Origin of the sequence: Collinsella sp. TM06-3, assembly GCF_003436395.1 — a bacterium.
Classification (GTDB): Bacteria; Actinomycetota; Coriobacteriia; order Coriobacteriales; family Coriobacteriaceae; genus Collinsella.
The window spans coordinates 125237-144586 of the sequence record NZ_QSPG01000003.1; the positions used below are offsets into that span (position 1 = coordinate 125237).

Annotated in this window: 14 protein-coding genes; 4 read left to right on the forward strand and 10 right to left on the reverse strand. The window is 62.5% G+C overall.

The genetic code is table 11. From position 1 onward, the window contains the following. Positions 1-78 precede the first annotated feature (78 nt). The 9 genes from DXD56_RS02325 to DXD56_RS02365 form a co-directional block, all read right to left on the reverse strand. Complete coding sequence (locus tag DXD56_RS02325; protein ID WP_147325170.1) at positions 79-1455, reverse strand: ATP-binding cassette domain-containing protein; 1377 nt, start codon at positions 1453-1455, stop codon at positions 79-81. Positions 1456-1458: 3 nt separating this feature from the next. Beyond that, positions 1459-2517 (reverse strand): ABC transporter substrate-binding protein, encoded by a 1059-nt coding sequence (locus DXD56_RS02330; protein WP_117639804.1) that lies wholly within the window; start codon positions 2515-2517, stop codon positions 1459-1461. Between the two features lie 2 nt (positions 2518-2519). After that, a complete protein-coding gene (locus DXD56_RS02335; protein ID WP_117639834.1) occupies positions 2520-4274 on the reverse strand; it encodes a [FeFe] hydrogenase, group A in 1755 nt (584 codons plus the stop codon). Between the two features lie 50 nt (positions 4275-4324). Then, complete coding sequence (locus DXD56_RS02340; protein WP_117583958.1) at positions 4325-6157, reverse strand: NAD(P)-binding protein; 1833 nt, start codon at positions 6155-6157, stop codon at positions 4325-4327. A gap of 256 nt (positions 6158-6413) precedes the next feature. After that, on the reverse strand, positions 6414-7796 hold the full coding sequence (locus DXD56_RS02345) for a 6-phospho-alpha-glucosidase (protein ID WP_055310193.1): 1383 nt from the start codon (positions 7794-7796) through the stop codon (positions 6414-6416). Between the two features lie 3 nt (positions 7797-7799). Further along, positions 7800-9416, reverse strand: a complete 1617-nt coding sequence (locus DXD56_RS02350; protein WP_117639806.1) for a PTS transporter subunit EIIC — start codon at positions 9414-9416, stop codon at positions 7800-7802. Positions 9417-9515: 99 nt separating this feature from the next. Next, positions 9516-10370 carry a PRD domain-containing protein gene (locus DXD56_RS02355; RefSeq protein WP_117639836.1) on the reverse strand — a complete coding sequence of 285 codons (855 nt, stop codon included), beginning with the start codon at positions 10368-10370 and terminating at the stop codon, positions 9516-9518. 18 nt (positions 10371-10388) lie between these two features. After that, positions 10389-10901 (reverse strand): PTS glucose transporter subunit IIA, encoded by a 513-nt coding sequence (locus DXD56_RS02360; protein WP_158549283.1) that lies wholly within the window; start codon positions 10899-10901, stop codon positions 10389-10391. A gap of 448 nt (positions 10902-11349) precedes the next feature. After that, positions 11350-13611, reverse strand: a complete 2262-nt coding sequence (locus tag DXD56_RS02365; protein ID WP_199411529.1) for a DEAD/DEAH box helicase — start codon at positions 13609-13611, stop codon at positions 11350-11352. A gap of 560 nt (positions 13612-14171) precedes the next feature. On the opposite strand from DXD56_RS02365, the gene DXD56_RS02370 reads away from it, so the two are divergent. From DXD56_RS02370 to DXD56_RS02385, 4 genes are all read left to right on the forward strand, one after another. Further along, the gene (locus DXD56_RS02370; protein ID WP_117639808.1) at positions 14172-16511 is read left to right on the forward strand and encodes a cation-translocating P-type ATPase; all 2340 of its coding nucleotides are present in this window, start codon (positions 14172-14174) and stop codon (positions 16509-16511) included. Between the two features lie 147 nt (positions 16512-16658). Further along, positions 16659-16880 carry a heavy-metal-associated domain-containing protein gene (locus tag DXD56_RS02375; RefSeq protein WP_117639810.1) on the forward strand — a complete coding sequence of 74 codons (222 nt, stop codon included), beginning with the start codon at positions 16659-16661 and terminating at the stop codon, positions 16878-16880. A 47-nt stretch (positions 16881-16927) separates the two neighbouring features. After that, complete coding sequence (locus tag DXD56_RS02380; protein ID WP_006235337.1) at positions 16928-17200, forward strand: metal-sensing transcriptional repressor; 273 nt, start codon at positions 16928-16930, stop codon at positions 17198-17200. 146 nt (positions 17201-17346) lie between these two features. Beyond that, entirely contained in the window at positions 17347-17820 is a 474-nt protein-coding gene (locus DXD56_RS02385; protein WP_117639812.1) for a hypothetical protein, read from the forward strand. Positions 17821-17953: 133 nt separating this feature from the next. Here DXD56_RS02385 and DXD56_RS02390 read toward each other — a convergent pair whose 3' ends face one another. Then, a complete protein-coding gene (locus tag DXD56_RS02390; RefSeq protein WP_233524907.1) occupies positions 17954-19324 on the reverse strand; it encodes an amidohydrolase family protein in 1371 nt (456 codons plus the stop codon). Positions 19325-19350 lie beyond the last annotated feature (26 nt).

The following is a 19350-nucleotide window of genomic DNA, read 5'->3' on the forward strand; positions in this document are numbered from 1 at the left end:
ATTACCCCGCAGATAGAATAGCACACCCGACCCAATGGGGGCGGAGGAAAACGAATCATTTTGTTGCTGAGTAGGTATTTAGAGCGTGATGATGTCCGAGATATCGAGGGCCTGAGCGTCGGCGACATCGTGCGATGCAAGCAGCAGCATACGGCCGTCGAGCAAGTCGAGCACGACCTCGGCGCATGCGTCGCGCGCAGCGGTATCTAAACCGGTAAAGGGCTCGTCAAGAATCACCGCGCCGCCCGGGCACAGCAGGGCTCGAGCGATCTCGACGCGACGGCGCTGCCCGCCCGAAAGCTCGGCCACGCGAGTATGTACATCGACCCCCGGCACCAGCAGGCGCAACAGGGCCGCAGCACTCGAGGCGTCCACGCGTGCATCGGCGCACACTAGCACGTTATCCAGCGCCGCGGCGGACTCGACCAAGTGTGCATCCTGAAACACCATGGAGCACGGCGCGCACTCCCCCGCCGCAAGGGCAAGGAGCGTAGACTTGCCCGCACCCGAGGCGCCCATCACACAGATACGCCCAGACGCGGGCACGTTGAGCACCAGTCCGGCGAGCGCCGGCGCCCAGGGCGCGCGATCGCCCACGGCGAGCGCAAGCTCCGCCGCAGCGCCATCGCTCGCGGTCCCCGCGCGCCCGCGCAGTCCATCCCCATGCGCCCGCACGGCCGCTCCCCACGCCACGGGTCCCGAAACCCGCAGCAGCCACACCAGCACGCGCTCGCACGCCCACGAGGCGGCAACGACCAGCACGGTCCACGCCAGCAGATCAGCCGTCTCAATCAAAAGCTTTGCCTGATAGATGCGCTCGCCCACGGAACCCACCGCCATGCCGATAAGCTCGGCTGCCGCACCGGCCTTCCAGCTCATGCCGATGACCGCCTTCGCGCACGAAAGCACAAACGGCAGCACCTCACGCCAGGTATGGGCGCAAAACAGTCGCCAGCCCCGCACGCCATGCAGGCGGAACATCTGCTCCAGCGGCTTATCAACCTGCGTCAAACCCTCGACCAGCGAGAAATATACGCCCGGCAGCGCCATCAAAAAGACCGCCGCGATGCTCACACGTGCCGACCCCAACCAAATGAGCAGCAGGACCACCACGCAGGCAACCGGCGTCGCCTTTACAAACGACAGCGCCGGAGCCACCAGGCGCGCAAACGCACGCGAACGTGACGAAATCCCGGCAAGCACGCCACCACACACCGCGGCAAGCGCCAGCCCGCCTAGTATCCGCGCGCCCGAGCCCGCCAAAATCGCCCAGGTACCGCCATCGCACACCAGGCGCAGCAGCGCCAAGGCAACAGCGCCCGGCCCCGGCAAAATCAGCGGCTGCGCCACCAGCGCCGCCACCAGCATCCACACAGCAAGCCAAAAGGCGGCGACGGCACCCACTGCCGCCACCGCCTTCGCACGCTCAGTCATTTGTCGAGCAAACGCACGCACGGGCTACTCCATGTAGTAGAAATCGTCAGCCGGGAGCTTACCGCCCACGGCGCTCGCGTCCGCATCGGCCAGCACCTGTAGGTACCCACCGAGCGCCGCCTTCATATCTTTCCCCGTCTGACACACGAGCATGCACCCGGGAATCGCCTTTTCGGCAATCGTGGCATTATCCACGATGCCCGCATCGACCACGGCCTGAGCCCAGTCCGCCGGCGCCGCATTTACGGCCTCAACGCTCGCCGCATGGCAGCTCAAGAACTCCGCCACGGCCTCGGGATGCTCCTCGGCAAATGCACGGCGCACCACGGTCACGCCCGTCAGCAAACGGGAGCCCGTGTCACCCGCGAGCTCGTCCCACGCGTCGGTCAGGCTCACCGGTACCGACAGACTGCCCTCGCTCTTGGCGATGGCAGCGGTCTTGAATGGCTCCGGCAGCACGCCCACGGCGGACGGGTCGGCAAGCAGGGCCGACAGCACCTCGGTGGGCTCGCTCTTAAACTCGAGCGTCACTTGACCGGTCAGGCCCACGCGCTCCAGCAGGTAGTTCATGACGTACTCCGGCGTGGTGCCCTTGCCCGTCATGTAGACGGTACGACCCGCCAGATCGCCAAACGAGGCCACGCCTGCGTCGCCCGTCACAACGTTCAGCACGCCCAGCGTGTTGATGTCGATGACCTGCACCGCACCCTCGGTCTTGTTGTAGAGCACGCTCGCCAAGTTGGCCGGCACCAGGGCAATGTCGATATCGCCCTGAATGACCTTGGGCACAATCTCGTCGGCCGCGGCGCTGATCGCAAAGTCGAACTCATTGTCCGTCTCGCCATCGGCAGCCTGGTCCATAAACTGCACCAGACCGATCGACGTCGGTCCCTTGAGCGAGGCAACGCGCACCTCGACCGACTCAGCGGCAGCGCCACTCGCCGCAGACCCAGCAGCCGAACCCGCAGAAGACCTCGCCCCCGCAGCTCCGCCGCCACAGCCAACCAGCGCAAGCGACAACGCGCCCGCGGCAAGCGCCGAGGCAAATCCCCGGCGCGACATTTCAAAATCAAACGCGCGCATCGCTAGCACGTCCCCTCGTTAGGCATCGTCCATGCGTGATGGTCGGTATGCAGCAATCCCTCGGCCAGCGGCGACAGCGGCGCACCCAAGAACTCGCGATAGCACGCCTGGACATCGGGATTCTCGTGCGAGAAGCGAATCTTGGCGTTCGCATCGAGGCCCCACAGTACCTGGCCGCGCTCGGCTGCCAGCTCACAGCCGTCATGGATGGGCTGACCGCCGCCACCGACGCAGCCGCCCGGGCATGCCATAACCTCAACGAAGTCATAACTCACGCGGCCGTCGCGAATCGCGTCGAGCAGACGGGCAGCGTTTCCCAGCCCGTGTGCCACGGCGACGCGCACCTTGGTGCCATCGATATCGGCCACGGCCTCCTTCCAGCCATCGAGTCCGCGCACGTCGGTAAAGAAATCGGCATCCGGGTTCTTGCCCGTCACCAGGTAATATGCCGAGCGCACGGCGGCCTCCATCACGCCGCCCGTGGCGCCAAAAATCACGCCCGCGCCCGTGCCAAAGCCCAGCGGCGTATCGAGCGGCTCCTCGACCAGCGTGTCGACGCTCACGTGGCTCGCGCGGATCATGCGCACCATCTCGCGCACCGTCAGCGCAACGTCCACGTCGGGCGCGCCGCCCTCGCCCATCATGCTCGGCAGCGCACACTCGGCCTTCTTGGCCGTGCACGGCATCACGGACACCACGAACAGACGCTCGGGCTCCACGCCCAGCACCTTGGCGTAGTAGGTCTTGGCAATAGCGCCGAACATCTGCTGCGGCGACTTTGACGTGGACAGGCTGTCGACAAACTCCGGGTAGCGCGCCTTTACAAAGCGCACCCAGCCCGGGCAGCAGCTCGTAAACATGGGCCAGCCGCGGCTGTTACTCTCGCCCTTGGCGGCGGCGCCCAGGCGCTCGATCAGCTCGGAGCCCTCCTCCATAATGGTGAGATCGGCCGAGAAATCGGTGTCGAACACGTACTCAAAGCCCACGCGGCGCAGCGCGCAGGCCAGGCGCTCAACGGTGGCATCCTCGCGCGGAATACCGAGCTCCTCACCCCAGGCGGTGCGCACGGCCGGCGCTATCTGCACCAGCACGATCTTATCGGGATCGGCGAGAGCATCAAACACGGTCTCGGTGTCGTCGCGCTCGCGCAGCGCGCCCGTCGGGCAATGCGTGATGCACTGACCGCATGCGACACAATCAGTCTTGCCGATGGGCGCGCGCCCGCGGGTACCCACGGCGGTGTGCGTGGCTCGGCTGGTCAGGTCCCAAATCCCTAGGCCTTGCACGTTCTCGCACACCTTGATGCAGCGCATGCATTTAATGCACTTGTCGTTTTCGCGGATGATGGGGAAATCGAAGTCCCAGCCCTCGCCCGCCAAATGCCTTTGATACGGCAGATAGAAAATGCCCAGGTCGTTGGCGATGGTCTGCAGGTTGCAGTTACCGCTGCGCACGCAGCTCGTACAGCGCGAGTCGTGCTGGGACAGCAGCAGCTGCACGTTGGTGCGACGCGCCTCGCGGGCCTTGGGGCTGTTGGTGTGGACCACCATGCCGTCGAGTACGTAGTTGTTGCAGGCGGCAACCAGCTGGTCGCAGCCCTCAACCTCGACCACGCACACACGGCAGCCGCCGATCTCGTTCAGATCGCGCAGATAGCACAGGGTGGGAATCTGGATGCCGACGGACTTGGCCGCATCCAGGATCGTGGTGTGCTCGGGCACCACGACCTCGCAGTTATCGATCGTGAGCTTGACCATGTTGAGTGCTCCGCTTTCGGTGTTGTCGCTGACAGTGGTTTTGTTGGGCTCTACCATTCCAGGTTCCTCCCTCCGCGGAACGCGCCAAAGCCAAAGTGGTCGCAACGCAGGCAGCGGCTTGCCTCCTGGCGTGCCTCTTCCTCGGTAAGGCCCTGCTCGACCAGATTCCAATCGCGGATGCGCTCGCCGGCCTCGCGCTCGCCCAGCTCGCAGCGGCCGCACTCGTGCTTGCCCTTAAACTGCACGGTCGGCAGCTCAACGTCGAGCTTGATCTTGTGGTCGAAGCCCAGGTAGCGGTCGATATTTGCCGAAGCAACGCGGCCGGCGTTGATGGCCCGGATGACGGTGGCGGGACCGGTCTGGCAGTCGCCGCCGCTAAAGAGGCCGTCGAAGTTGGGCACGGCGCCATCCGAATCGGTGACGACGCGACCCCACTTGCAGACGATGCCCATGTCCTCAAACGGCTTGGAATCGATGTCCTGGCCAATGGCCACGAACACGCGCTCGCAGGGAATGACGCGCTCGGGCGTCGCGGCGGCACGCGGGGCCGGACGACCGCGACGGGGCTCGCCGATAATCTGCGGCTGCACGCGCAGGCCGCTCACGCGACCGTCCTCGCCCGTCTCGATGGCGAGCGGCGCCGTCAGCTCCAGAACCTCGCAGCCCTCGGCCTGGGCACCGGCAATCTCGGCGTCCTGAGCCGTCATATCGCAGATGCGGCGGCGGTAGACAATGCTCACCTTTTCGGCACCGCAGCGCACGGCAGAGCGCGCCACGTCCATGGCCACGTTGCCGCCGCCGATGACGCACACGCGCTGGCCGCTCAGGTCGGGCAGCTCGTCGTCACCGATGGCGCGCAGCATCTTGACGGCCGACTCCACGCCGGGCGCCTCTTCGCCCGGAAGGCCGAGCTTCTTATCGCTGTGGGCGCCAATGGCCAGGTAGACGGCATCGAACTCGTCGCGCAGGCGGGCAAGCTCCTCGCCGTTGACGGAGTGATCGAGCTCAACGTCGATGCCGGCGCTCAAAATCCAGTCGATCTCGGCCTGCAGGCGCTCGCGCGGCAGACGATAGCTGGGGATGCCATAGCGCAGCATGCCGCCCAGGTGGTGGCGCTGCTCAAAGATGGTCACCTTATGGCCCATCACGGCCAGGTAGTAGGCGCAGGAAAGGCCGGCCGGGCCGCCGCCGATCACGGCGACGCGCTTGCCGGTGTTGTCCACTACATGCGGCTTGTGGTCGTTGAGCTCACCGTGCTCGACGGCAAAACGCTTGAGGGCGAGGATGTTCATGGGGTCGTCGACCATGCCACGGCGGCAGTGCATCTCGCAGGGATGCTCGCACACCAGGCCGCAGACGAGCGGCAGCGGATTGTTCTTGCGGATGACCTTGACGGCGTCGGCATAGCGGCCGGCCTCGACCAGCGAAATGTACCCGGGAATGTCGACGTGCGCCGGGCAGCCCGAAACGCACGGGACGCGGGCCTCGCGGTCAAAGCCGCAGGAGCGCTCGCGGATGTGATGCTCAAAATCGTCGCGGAAGCCGCGAATGGCCGTGAGTGCCATGGCGCCAGCTTCGTAGCCGATGGCGCAATCGCTCGAAAGATAGATGGTGCGGGCGGTGCGCTCAATCAAGTTGAGCGTGGACTCATCGGCGCGCCCTTCGAGCACATCGGCGAGCAGGTCGCTCAGCGCGCTCAGGCCCACGCGGCAGGGCGTGCACTTGCCGCAGCTCTGGGTGGAGCACAGATTGACGAGCGCTGCCGTAAACTCAACGGGGCACGGGGCGAGCGAACTCACCGCCAGACGACGTCCGAGCGCATCGTGCAGGTCGTCCATGACGGCCTGAGCGTGGCTGCGTTCCATTACGTGCAGTCGAGCCATAAGATCCCCTCTCACATGGCAGCCCGGAGGCGAGGCCGGGCGAAGTTGCTACACGCACAACACTGACCTAAAAAGTTGCTAGGTCTCCACGCAGTTCGGCAGGCGGTATGAAATGTCACCCTCGGCGGTGAAATAGAACATTACCGCAGATAAATGCCATATTTGGTAAAACGCGTTACCAAATGACAATGCCCCGCCCACGCAATCACGTGGACGGGGCATTGCTCCAGGTATGCGGCCAGCGACCCTGTTGCTTTTACTTAAGCTCGGGCCAGTAACCCTTGTTGGCCTCGATCATGTCGTCGAGAACCTCCTTGGCGACCTTCATCGAAGGCACGGTCTTGTTGAGCGTAAAGGCCTTGAGCGCCTTCTCGTAAGAACCCTCGATCGTAGCCTCGACCACGAGCTTCTCGGAGTTCAGCTGCTGCATCATGAGGCCCTGCTGGAACAGAGGAATGTTGTCGCGGCTGATGACCTCGGGGCCATTCTTGCCAATGTAGGCAGGCAGCTCGACCATAGCGTCGTAGGGCATGTTGGGGATAGCGCCCTTGTTCTCGCAAATGACCAGGAAGCGCTGCTTGGTGTCGTTCTTCAGAGCGATAGCCAAATCGGCAATCCAGTCGCCGTGGCTGCCCGCATAGAACGTGCTCTCGTCGATCTCGCCCGTCTTCTCGTAGTGGTCGATGCCGTCGAAGAGGTTCTTCTCACGCGTCTCCTCAACCTCGTTAGCACGGGTGCGCTCGGGGTTGGAATGCTCGACGAACTCCTTCTGCTGCAGGTAGTAGTTCAGATACGTGTTGGGCAGGTACTCCGGGAAGCACTCCATGATCTCGTACTCGCCCTTCCAGACGTAGTACCAGCTGCCCTTGGTGTGGCGGTTCTGCTCGGGGTGCTCGTCAGTGGCCTCCTCGGGCTTCTTTGCCATGAGCGAGCCCATGCCCTTGAGGTAGGAGTCGGGCAGCAGAATCTCATGCTCCTTGATGTACTCGCGCAGCTGCGGGAGCACCTCCTCGCCCTTGTGGCGGATCGAGGTGAACCAACCAAAGTGGTTGAGGCCAAAGTAATCGTACTCGACATCCTTCTTGTCGATATCGAGTGCGGCGCAAACCACGTCGATGATCGCGATCGGCATGTCGCAGATGTTGATGATGCGAGCGTTGGGACGCAGCACGCGGCAGCCCTCGGACACGATGGCAGCAGGGTTGGAGTAGTTGAGAATCCAGTAGTCCTTCTTAGCGTACTTCTCAACGTCATCGATCAGCTCGACCATGGGGAAGATGGTGCGCATGCCGTAGGCAAGGCCGCCGCAGCCGCAGGTCTCCTGGCCCACGCAGCCGTGACGCAGCGGAATCTTCTCGTCCTGCTCGCGCATGGCATAGCCGCCCACGCGCATCTGGGCAAACACGAAGCTCGCGTCCGTAAAGGCAGTCTCCTTGTCGGTGGTCACCGTGAGCTTGATGTCCAGGCCGAGGTCCTCGTGCAAAATCCAGTCCACGAGCACGCCGATCTTGCGCTGGCGCTCCTCGTTGATGTCGTACAGACGAATCTCGTCAACGTCGAGCTCGTCCTTGCGCAGGGCGATGGATTTGACGATGCCGGGGGTAAAGGTGGATCCGCCACCACACAGAGTAATGATCATTGTTTACTGCTCCTTCTCAATTGCGTTTTCGACCTTGTCACGCATCTCGGCGACCTTCATGCCAAAGATGATCTGGATATTATTGCCGTTGCGGTTGATGCCGCTGTTGGGCACGTGGTTGATGAGGTCCTCATTGATGAGGTCCGGGTTCTTAACGTTCACGCGGAGACGCGTAAAGCAGTTCTCGAGCTCCTCGATGTTGTCCTTGCCACCAAGACCTGCGACCAGGTCGGCGATGCCTGCATCGACGCCCTCTGCGGGAGCCGCGGCAACAGCGCCCTGCTTCACCGCGACAGACGCGGCGGCCTCGCCCTCGGCAACGGACTCGGCGAGCTCGGACTCTTCCTCGCGACCAGGCGTGTGGAGGTTGAGCTTCTTAATAAGGAAGGTGAAGAGGAAGAAGTACAGAGCGGCGTTGACGACTCCAAGCACGAGCATCATCGGCCAGTTGGTCTTATCGACACCAAGGACCAGGTTGGAAACCACGATGTTGATGATGCCGCCTGCAGTCGAAGCGGGCACGGAGAGGACCTTGAGCAGGACCAGGAAGATACCGGAAAGAACCGAGTGAACAACAAAGAGCACGGGAGCGGCAAAGACAAAGAGGAAGTCCATGGGCTCGGTGACACAGGAGAGCACGGCGGTGATGATCAGCGGGATGATAACGGCCTTGGTCTTATCCTTGTTCCCCTTGTAAGCGGTGAAGATAAAGGCGAGACCGATACCGATGTAGGGCCACAGGTTGTTGAAGGTGTAGCTGTTGAAGTAGGTGCTATCGGAGAAGGGCTGGCCCGTCATTGCCATCTCGGCGACACGGATGGGATAGGCGCCGGCGATAACCTGATCACCCAGCGTCAGGGTGCCACCCACATCGGAGAACTGGAACGGAGTGTAGATGAGGTGGTGCAGACCGGTGGGAACGAGCAGCTTGTTGAGCATGCCGTAGATAAACAGACCGATGTTGCCCGACTCCTTAATGATGCCGGCAACGGAGGAGATGGCGCCCTGAACCGGAGGCCAAACGATGCAGAAGCCAGCGCCCATGATCCAGGAGATGATGATCATGATCAGGAACGGGAAGCGAACGCCCGAGAACATCGAAAGGGCAATGGGGAACTGCTTGTTCGAGTACTTGTTGAACACGGCACCGGTGATGCAACCAAGAATGATGCCGCCAAACACGCCGGTATCGAGCACCTGAATGCCCATAACGGTGCTCTGGCCGGTTCCGGTAAGACCGAGCATGCCGCTCGCTTCGGCAAGAGAGCCGGTGGCGTTGAGCACGATGTTGTTAGCCTGCAGGAACAGGAAGAACGACATCAGGGCAATCAGCGAAGCATGGCCCTTGTTCTTCTTTGCCATGGCGCCGGCGATGCCCACGCAGAACAGAATCGAGAGGTTGTTGATGATAAACATCAGCGACTGATAGACAACGGCGCCCACAAGCTGGAACGGACCGGAGCCCAGTACGGGGATCAAGGCGCAAATGGTCTTGTTGGTCAGAATGATGCCCACGATGAGCAGAATGCCGGCAACCGAGAGATACATCATCGGCTGAACGATCGACTTCGCGAACACCTCCAACGGCGCTTTGAAATTGAACTTCTTTTTTGCGGTCATAGCGGTACTCCCCTTCCTTTTCCGCAAATTAAGACAGATGTGCCCTGGACAAGACCGTGAGCCTTGCCTTATATCAATCGATGTATGGGCACGTTATGCCTAGAGACCAGGTTCTCCAAGCAGGTTAACAATGTGATATGCGAGATAACTCTTCTCGGCATCGGTAACGACAACGTTATAGGTAGACGACAAGTGGGCGGCTATGGCGTCCGCGCACGAGAACGCGCACGGATACTTAGTTTCATCGATTCGGAACAGTGCATCGTCATTGATCTGCCCGGCCGCGGGGTCAAGCGCCCGCTGTGCGAAAAACTGCAGGTGGCGGACGAAACGCTCATAGGGCAGCGAGGTGTCATCGAGGGTCGTAGCATAGCGCTCGGAAACAATTGCGAGCACGTCGCGAACAAGCTGGACCGAAATGATGAGGCGGTCGGAGCGTTGCGGCATAGTGGCGTTGACGATATGCAGCGTAATAAAACCCTGCTCTTCTTCGCTCATCTGGATGCCCATATACTCCTTGACAATCTGCAGCGCACGACCAGCGAGCGCATACTCCTTGCGATAGAACTGCTGGATCTCGAGCAGCAACGGATTCTCGCAGGAGACGCCCTTGCGCTCGCGCTCCAAAGCAAGGCTGATATGGTCTGCGAGAGCAATGAGAATCTTGTCGTTGATGTCGACATTGAGCTCTCGACGAAGCATCTGAACAATGTCCTCGGAAATCACGAGGTTGACGGTGGGAATGGACTCCAAAAGATGTGCCAAGCGGTCAATCGTACGCGAATCCTGAGAAGTGCCCTCCTGCAGCGCATAGGTCTTTTCGACCGATGCTTCATCGATAGCGTCGCCGGCATGACGGCCAAAGCAGAGGCCTCGACCGATGACAATAAGCTCGGAGCCATCGTCCGAAGTGACCATTGCGACGTTATTGTTGAAAACTCGCTTGATAACCACGGTACCCACCACAAGAATTTACTCGGAAAGCCAGACGACAGGCTCTTTAACAGCAACAGGGCCGGAAGCATGCTCACGAAGAGTCGAGTTCTCCGAACGCTCGCATACAATAACGAAGACCGTGGGATCGAAGCCGGCGGCGCGGACCGCGTCAAAATCGACCTCAACGAGGGGCTGGCCCGCGTCGACATGGTCACCCTGGGCAACAAGCGCATGGAAGCCCTTGCCCTCAAGTTTAACAGTGTCGATTCCGATATGCAGCATCACCTGAGCAGAGCTGTCGTCGGACATGATGCCCAGTGCATGCTCGGTCGGGAACAGCGCCGCGACGGTACCGGAAACAGGAGCGCACACCGTTCCCTCTTGGGGAACCACGGCAACGCCATCGCCCACGGCACGGCTGCTAAAAGCGGGGTCATTGGTATTTTCTAGATGAACAAGCTCGCCGGAAACAGGAGCGAGGATTTCGAACTCGGAAGTTGCAGTCTTCTGCTCATCCGAACCGCCCATCAGGCGAGAAAAGAAACCCATGGTGGCATGTCCCTTCATAAATATAGCCCAACCAAAATCAAGCGAATGCGTCCATAGAGACACATCCGTTCAAAGACTTTGGTTAGGCCCACGTCCGAGGGACTCGGTAACCTTCCGCATTTCTTTTTACGGGAGCTATTGTAGACAAGCCCAAAGCCAGAACAATCATTATGACCGGCGAACGGTATTTTTTCTTCGATAAACGGTATTTAAGCGACACTTAGGGACACTCCTTGTTTGGTGCATGGGGGACAGGTTACTTTGCACCAATCATGAGTTGCGGTGAAATAGGGACTGAAAAGCCGCTCAAAAGGCCAAAACAGTCCGTATTCCACCGCAACTTCAAGACGTTGGTGCAGATTAACCTGACCTCTTTGCACCAAAAAGGGCCCCGAGCATAGTCTGCTCGGGGCCCAAACTCATCTCGCCTTATCGCGCGATGCGTATGTTATTTGCGCTTGCCGCCGCCGTCGCCGGGACGACGGGAGCTGCCGCCGCGCTTGCCGCCACGATTGTTACCATAGCTGCCACGGTTATCGCGACCGCCGGCGCGGCCGCCACGAGAGCCGGACTGGTTGCCGCCGCGACCACCACGATAGCCGCCACGGCGCTCCTCGCGGGTGTCGTCGTAGTTGCGCCAATCATCGCGACGATCGCGGCTGGCACGCGGGTCGCGACGATCGCGCGACTCATTCGAACGACCGGCGCCGCTGCGGCCACCGTTGCCACGAGCGCCCTCGCGACGCTCACCACCGCGGCCTCCGTCGCGGCCGCCGCGCTCTTCAAAGCGCTTGCCGCCACGGGACTCACCGCTGCGGGTGCCACGCTCACCGCGACCCTCGCCGCCGCGACGCTCGTCTCGGCCGCCGCGACCGTCATCGCGACCGGAACGACGACGGTCGCCCGAGCCGCGCTTGCCGCCACGCGAGCCACGGCCCTCGTCCTCGCGCTCAACACGGCGACGACCGCCGCGGTCCTCGTCCTCTCGGCGACGGCGGTGCGCCTCGCCCTGGAACTGCTTGGCACGGCGCTCGGCACGGTTGCCTCGCGGGACCTGCTCGACGGCACCAGCACCGCCGCGCTCCTCGGCAGCCACCTCGCGGGCAACGCTCTCCACGGCCTCGTCCACGCGAGCCTGAACGCCCTCGCGCACGCGGGTCTTGCCGCCGCGCTTGGGACGGCTCGGGCGCTCGCCGTCGCCACGACGCTCGTCGCGACCGCGGTTGGAACGACCAGCCACGTCGCCGTAATCGTCGCCGTTACGCTTGCCGTCGCGACGCGCCTGCTCAAGCTTCTTCTTGCTCTTGGACTTGCCGCGCTTGGTCTTCTTCTTCACCTTAAAGGCGGCAGGATCGCGCTCGGGATCGACGGCGGGCGGGTTGGGACCCACATGCAGGTCGCCGGCTTCGTAGATGTCGGCCGTCTTGTCCATGAGCTTCTCAATCTCGTAGAACTCGTCGACGTCCTGCTCGGTCACAAACGTAATGGCCCAGCCCAGCTCGCCGGCGCGGCCCGTACGGCCAATGCGGTGGATATAGTCGGTCGGCTCGGCCGGCACGTCGAAGTTCACGACGTAGCGCACGTCGCTAATGTCGATGCCGCGGGCGAGAACATCGGTTGCCACCAGCACGTCGACGGTGCCGTCGCGGAAGGCAGAAAGCGCGCGCTCGCGCTGGGCCTGGCTGCGGTTGCCGTGAATCGCGGCGGCCTTGATGCCTTTGCGCTCAAGGCGACGGCAGCAGCTGTCGGCGCGGTGCTTGGTGCGCATAAAGACGATGGTGCGCTCCGGGCCCTCCTTTTTGAGGAACTCAGGCAGCAGGTTGTTCTTTGCCTCGATGGACACCGGGAACACAAACTGGTCGACGGTGTCGGCGGTCGACGTGGCCGGCGCGATCTCCACGCGGGCCGGGTCGCTCACCAGGTCGGTGATCTCGCCCACGGCCTCCTCGTCGAGGGTCGCCGAGAACAGCAGCGTCTGGCGCTCGGCCGGCGTCTCGCGCACAATGCGGCGGACGGCGGGCAAAAAGCCCATGTCGAGCATGCGATCGGCCTCGTCGAGCACCAGCACCTTGACCTCGTTCAGATGGCAGGCTCCCTGCTCGATCAAGTCGACCAGACGGCCTGGCGTTGCGACCAGGATGTCGCAGCCGTACTTGAGGGCAGCGGTCTGCGGCTTGTAGCTCACGCCACCCACGACGGTCACGGCAACGTGGCCGGTGACGTCGGCGATCTTGCTCGCAACCTCGTCGATCTGCTGGGCAAGCTCGCGCGTGGGAGTGATGACGAGCATCACGGGACCGCGGCCGTTGCCCTCGGGCTTCTTGGCGCCGCGACGACGGTTGCGGCCGCCGCGCTCGCGCACGGGTTTGGGAGGAGCGATGTGCTCCAGGTTGTTCATGGTCGGCAGCAAAAAGGCAGCCGTCTTGCCGGTGCCGGTCTGAGCGGCGGCAAGCAGGTCGCGGCCTTCGAGCACCACAGGAATCGAACCGGCCTGCACGGGCGTCGGCGCCGTGTAGCCCAGGTTCTCGATAGCACGAAGCATCTCGTCGGAAAGGCCCAGCTCGTCAAAGGCGGGCAGGCTCTCGGTAGCGGACTCGACGGCCTGGGCAGCATTGGCCTCATCGGCAGCATCGAAGGCAGCCTGGGTCATGGCCTCGCGGGTCTCGTCCAGAATCTCGGCGTCGGTGACGTCGGATACAGAATTACGCATATGTTGTTGTTCCTTATCTGCACGCGCAATGGGCACGGCATGCGGCCGCGCGGGCGTGCTTGGTAGTGCGCTAATACATACAAAAACGGGTGCGCACAGAGAGGACGTTGCTCAGCACGCTGGCGATCGCTTTGGCAGCCCTATCACGCGCCGTCCAGACGCAGCAGCACTAAACGATGGAGCAGATTCGCCGCCGGTTAGTATACCCGTGCTTCACATGCCCCCACGTAAACCACAGATGACGGAGCGGACGAGGCGGGCCTGGGCCGATTGTCTCAATCTGTAACAGTTACGAGACAAAACCGGGTCTACACGTTACAGATTGAGACGAACTCAAACATCGCAAAACATAATCTCGATCTGTAACAGTTAGAGGTCATTTTCCCCGCTAGATGTTACAGATCGAGATGTTTGACATGAGCTGCCAACGATTGAGCAGCCACCCGCATCTGTAGCGAAATGTCATACATTTTCATCCCCACTGGACACCCCCAGGGGGTATGGGTATATAGTATCGGCAGGTTAACAATTCCAACACCGAACTGCAGAAAGGAGAAACCATGGCTCAAGATAAGTTCGACGTGGGCGGCATGACATGCGCCGCCTGTCAGGCGCATGTGGATCGCGCCGTGAGCAAACTCGACGGCGTCCAAAGCGTCGCGGTCAACCTGCTCGCCGGTTCCATGATGGTCGACTACGACCCCGCGCAGGTCACCTCCGACGACATCTGCACCGCTGTCGACCGCGCGGGCTACTCGGCCTCGCCCATCAGCACGGGCACCGACGCTGTCCAAAGCGGAAGTGCGCAAGCCAGGTCCGGCGCCGCGCATATGGAGTCGCCGACCAAAAAGTTGGAGGCCGCCGCCTCTGCCATGCGCACCCGCCTCATCGTCTCGATCATCTTCCTCATCCCGCTGTTCTACATAGGCATGGGGCACATGCTCGGTTGGCCACTGCCCGGCGTCTTCACCGACCATGCCCACAGCATGACGCTCGCCCTCACCGAGCTCGTCCTGCTCATCCCCATCGTCTATGTCAACGACGCGTACTTTATCAATGGGTTTAAATCGCTCGCGCACGGCGCGCCTATCATGGACGCCCTCATCGCCGTGGGCGCCACCGCGTCCATCGCCTGGTCGCTCTACGCCATGTTCATCATGGCCGACCAGCTAGCCGCAGGTCAGGTGCACGAGGCCATGATGACGAGCATGGACAACCTATATTTTGAGAGCGCCGGCACCATCCTGTCGCTCGTCACCGTGGGCAAATACCTCGAGACGCGCAGCAAGTCCAAAACCGGCGGCGCTATCGAGGCGCTCATCGACTTAGCACCCAAGACCGCGACCGTCGTGGCCGAGGACGGTATCGAGGCCACCGTCGACGTCGATGCCATTCTGCCCGGCCAGGTGCTGCGTGTGCGCCCCGGCGAGTCCATCCCCGTTGACGGCGTGGTGCTCGATGGCAGCTCGGCCGTGGACGAAAGCGCGCTCACCGGCGAATCCATTCCCGTGGAGAAGACCGCCGGCGACACTGTCAATGCGGCCACGGTCAACCGCACCGGCTCGTTTACCTTCCGCGCCACGCGTGTGGGTGCCGAGACATCGCTCGCCAAGATTATCCAGCTCGTCGAGGACGCCAACGCCACCAAGGCGCCCATCGCCCGCATGGCCGACAAGGTCGCCGGCGTGTTCGTGCCCGTGGTGTTTGTAATCTCTGCCGTAGCTTTTGTGGCGTGGATGGTGCTGACCGGAAGCGTCAACGAAGCGCTTACCTCCGCCGTCGCCGTGCTGGTGATCAGTTGTCCGTGCGCGCTCGGCCTGGCCACGCCCGTCGCTATTATGGTGGGCACCGGCAAGGGCGCCGAGATGGGCATTCTGTTTAAGAGCGCTGAGGCGCTGGAGAACCTGCGCAGCGTGGGCACCGTGGTGCTCGATAAGACGGGCACGGTCACCCGCGGCAAGCCGGCCGTGACCGACATTGTGGTTGTCGCGCGCGCCGACGGCTCGCCCGCTATGAGTGAAAAGGCGTTACTGAAGCTCGCTGCCGCGCTGGAGCGCTCGAGCGAGCACCCGCTGGCCGAGGCGATCATGGCCGAGTGCGAGGCACGCGGAATTGTCGCGCGCATGGTCGAGGACTTTGCCGCCGTGCCCGGTCGTGGCGTAACGGCGCGCGAGGGGCAGAATGTCATCGCAGCCGGCAACGTGCGCCTGATGGACGAGTTGGGCGTTACCGTGCCCGCGGGTCTTGCCGAGCAATTTGCCGCCGAAGGCAAGACGCCGCTGTTCTTTGCCAAGAACGGCGAGCTTGTCGGCACCATCGCCGTGGCTGACGAGGTCAAAGAGACGAGCGCCGAGGCCATCGCTGCGCTCCGCAAGCTCGGCGTCGACGTGCGCATGCTCACCGGCGACAACCGCGTGACGGCCGAGGCCATCGCCCGCCGCGTGGGGCTGAGCAGCGAGCAGGTCATCGCCGACGTCCTCCCCGCCGACAAGGAGCGCCACGTGCGCGGGCTGCAGGATGCGGGCAGCAAGGTCGCCATGGTGGGCGACGGCATCAACGACTCCCCCGCCCTGGCGCGCGCCGACGTGGGCCTTGCGATCGGCACCGGCGCCGACATCGCCAAGGAGGGCGCCGACGTGGTGCTCATGCGCAGCGATCTCATGGACGTCGCCCGTGCCATCGAGCTGTCACGTGCCACAATCCGCAACATCAAGCAGGACCTGTTCTGGGCGCTGTTCTACAACGGCATCGGCATTCCGCTGGCGGCGGGCGTGTTCTTCCCCCTCACCGGTTGGCAGCTCTCGCCGATGTTCGGCGCCGCGGCCATGAGCCTGTCGAGCGTGTGCGTCGTAAGCAATGCTCTGCGCCTGAAATCCTTTAAGCCTAAAGTGGCAAAATAAGCTCACCATTAAGTCCATTTAGAACGGGTTTTCCAGGTGCCCGAGATTGACCTGAAAGAGGAGCGACGCGTACTTTGGTACGCGAGCGACGGCTTGAAGGTCAAGGTCGGGTGCCTGGGAAAGCCGACGCAACAGAGAGGAATACCCATGCGTTACACAATCAAGACTTCCGGCCTCATGTGCGGCCACTGCGACGCCACCGTCGGGACCGCGCTGCTCAACGTGGCCGGCGTGACCGATGCCGACGCCGATCACGAGACCCAGACCGTCCAGGTGGAGTGCGCCGACACCGTGACCGCCGAGCAGCTCGCTGCCGCCGTCGAGGCCGCGGGCGAGAAGTTCCATGCCCTTTCGGTGACCGCAGCCTAGCGCCGTCGGTAGCATCCGCCCCTATCGATCAGAAACGAGGACCCGCCATGATGGCAGACCATAAATCGGTGACCCGCATGCTCAAGACGGCACGCGGTCAGATCGACGGCATCTTGCGGATGGTCGAGGAGGACCGTTATTGCGTCGACATCTCCACGCAGCTCATGGCCACGCAGGCACTCATCGCGCGCATTAACGCCGATGTGCTCAAGGCGCATATCGAGGGCTGCGTGACTTCGGCAATCGAATCGGGCGACGAAGACCTCAAAGCCGCCAAGCTCGCCGAGATCGAACGCGTCGTCGACAAGCTCTCCAAGTAATTGGGGCATTGGGGACAGACTGCTTTGCACCATCTTGGTGTATCGGGGATAGGTACGTTTGCACCACCTTGGTGCAGATTAACCTGTCCCCCTTGCTCTAAATCGGGTATAAAGGCGAGCAGCATATCGAACGAAAGGCAATTTGCATGAATGACTTTATGAAGGGTCGCAATGGTGCCGATGAACTCACCATCGTGATGGGTTTTGCCGGCATCGTCATCGCGATGATCGGATCGATAGCCCGCATCCAGTGGCTCAGCTGGATCGCCATCGCCGTGATCGTGATTGGCGTGCTGCGCGGCCTGTCCAAAAACATCGATGCGCGTCGCAAGGAAAACGCTGCCTTTGTCACCGCGACCGCGAACGTCCCCGGCTTGGGCAAGTTTGTCGCCAGCTTGGGCGGCGGCGCTGCGGCGGCCGGCACCTCGCGCGCGGCTGGAACGAGCAAGGAAGACTTTGAGCGCGCCAAGCGCACGGCCAAGAAGATGTGGAAGGGTCGCAAGACCACGGCATACCTCAAGTGCCCCAACTGCGGCCAGATGCTCTCCGTCCCCAAGGGCAAGGGCAAGATCCGCGTCACCTGCCCCAAGTGCCACGCTAAGATGGAAACCCGCTCCTAGCGCCCGCACGCGGGACAAATTAATCAGGTTTGTTTGTCCCAAATCTTAAGTATTTGTTCGATAAAAAAGCCGAGGCCTCGTGTTGAGACCTCGGCTTTTTACATGCGGCAACGGAGCTACACCTTTGTCACACCTATGCCACACCGTCGCGGGCGAGCTCCTCGGCCAGCGCCTCGGCCGGCATGGCCATAATCGCGTCGAGCTCGGCGTCCACCTCGGGAATACGCTTTACCTTGAGCTTGCGTACCAGATCACCGCGACACATCACATGTATCGGCTCACGCAGAGCGCACAGGTCATCGAGCGGATTCTTGCGCGTCACCAGGATATCGGCGGCCTTGCCGCACTCGATCGCACCGGTCTCGCCGCCCAGCCCCAGCAGCTCGGCGTTGACTTGCGTAGCCGTATGCAGCGCGAAGGCGTTGCTCACACCGACATACTTGGCAAAATAGGCAACCTCACGCCACATGTCGTACTGCGTCACGAACGGGCAGCTCGAATCTGTGCCAAGGCCCACCTTAACGCCAGCTTCCAGCGCCGCACGAGCACTCTCGATAATGCCCGAGCACACGATGTCGCCGTTCTTCTTTTGCGTGTCAGTCGAATGGGTCTTCCCCGGATCGAGCAACACAAACGGCAGCGCCGGGCTGATCGTGCAGGTAACGCTGGGCGCACGTCCCTCGAGCTGCGTGCCCGCGGCGCCACGGTACAGCTCCAGGATCTCGGGCGTCATCGGGGCACCGTGCTCGATCGTGTCGACCCCGGCCTCAAGCGCGGCCTTCACGCCCTCGGTGCTCTCGACATGAGCCATAACCGGCAGGCCCACCTCGTGCGCCGCCTTGCACGCCGCCGCGGCAACCTCCACCGGCATACGCAGCACGCCCGGCTCGCCCACCTCGGTCGCATCGAACACACCGCCCGTTACGAACAGCTTAATGACGTCGGCGCCGCGCGCATACAGGTCTCGCACCTGCTCGGCTACCTCGACGGGGCTGTTGGCCACCTGGGCGAACAAGCCCGCGCCATGGCCACCCGGCACCGTGGCGCCCGTTCCCGGCGCTACCAGGCGCGGACCCTGATACTTGCCGGCGTCGATAGCGTCGCGCACGGCAATGTCGGCAAACAGCGGGTCGCCCGCGCCGCGCACCGTGGTCACGCCGCTTGCCAGCTGCTGCTGGGCACTGCCCTTGAGGATGCGGCGGACGATGGCACGCCCCACGGGATTATCGAGCTTCTTCATCAGCGCTCCCGCATCGCCGGCCGAGACAGGCTTGCCCGAGCCGCACAGGTGCGCGTGCATATTGATGAGACCGGGCATGAGATACGCCCCTGCCAGATCGATGACCTCGGCACCCGCGGGCGCCTGCGCCACAGCACTCGGCCCCATCCAGGTGATGACGCCGCGCTCAACAGTCACGGCCATATCGGGTTGCGGCTCCATATGCTCCGAACCGTCCAGAATGGTCGCATTGATAAACAACGTGGAACGATCGGCAGATGCCATATCGAGCTCCTCCCTCACGATTAACT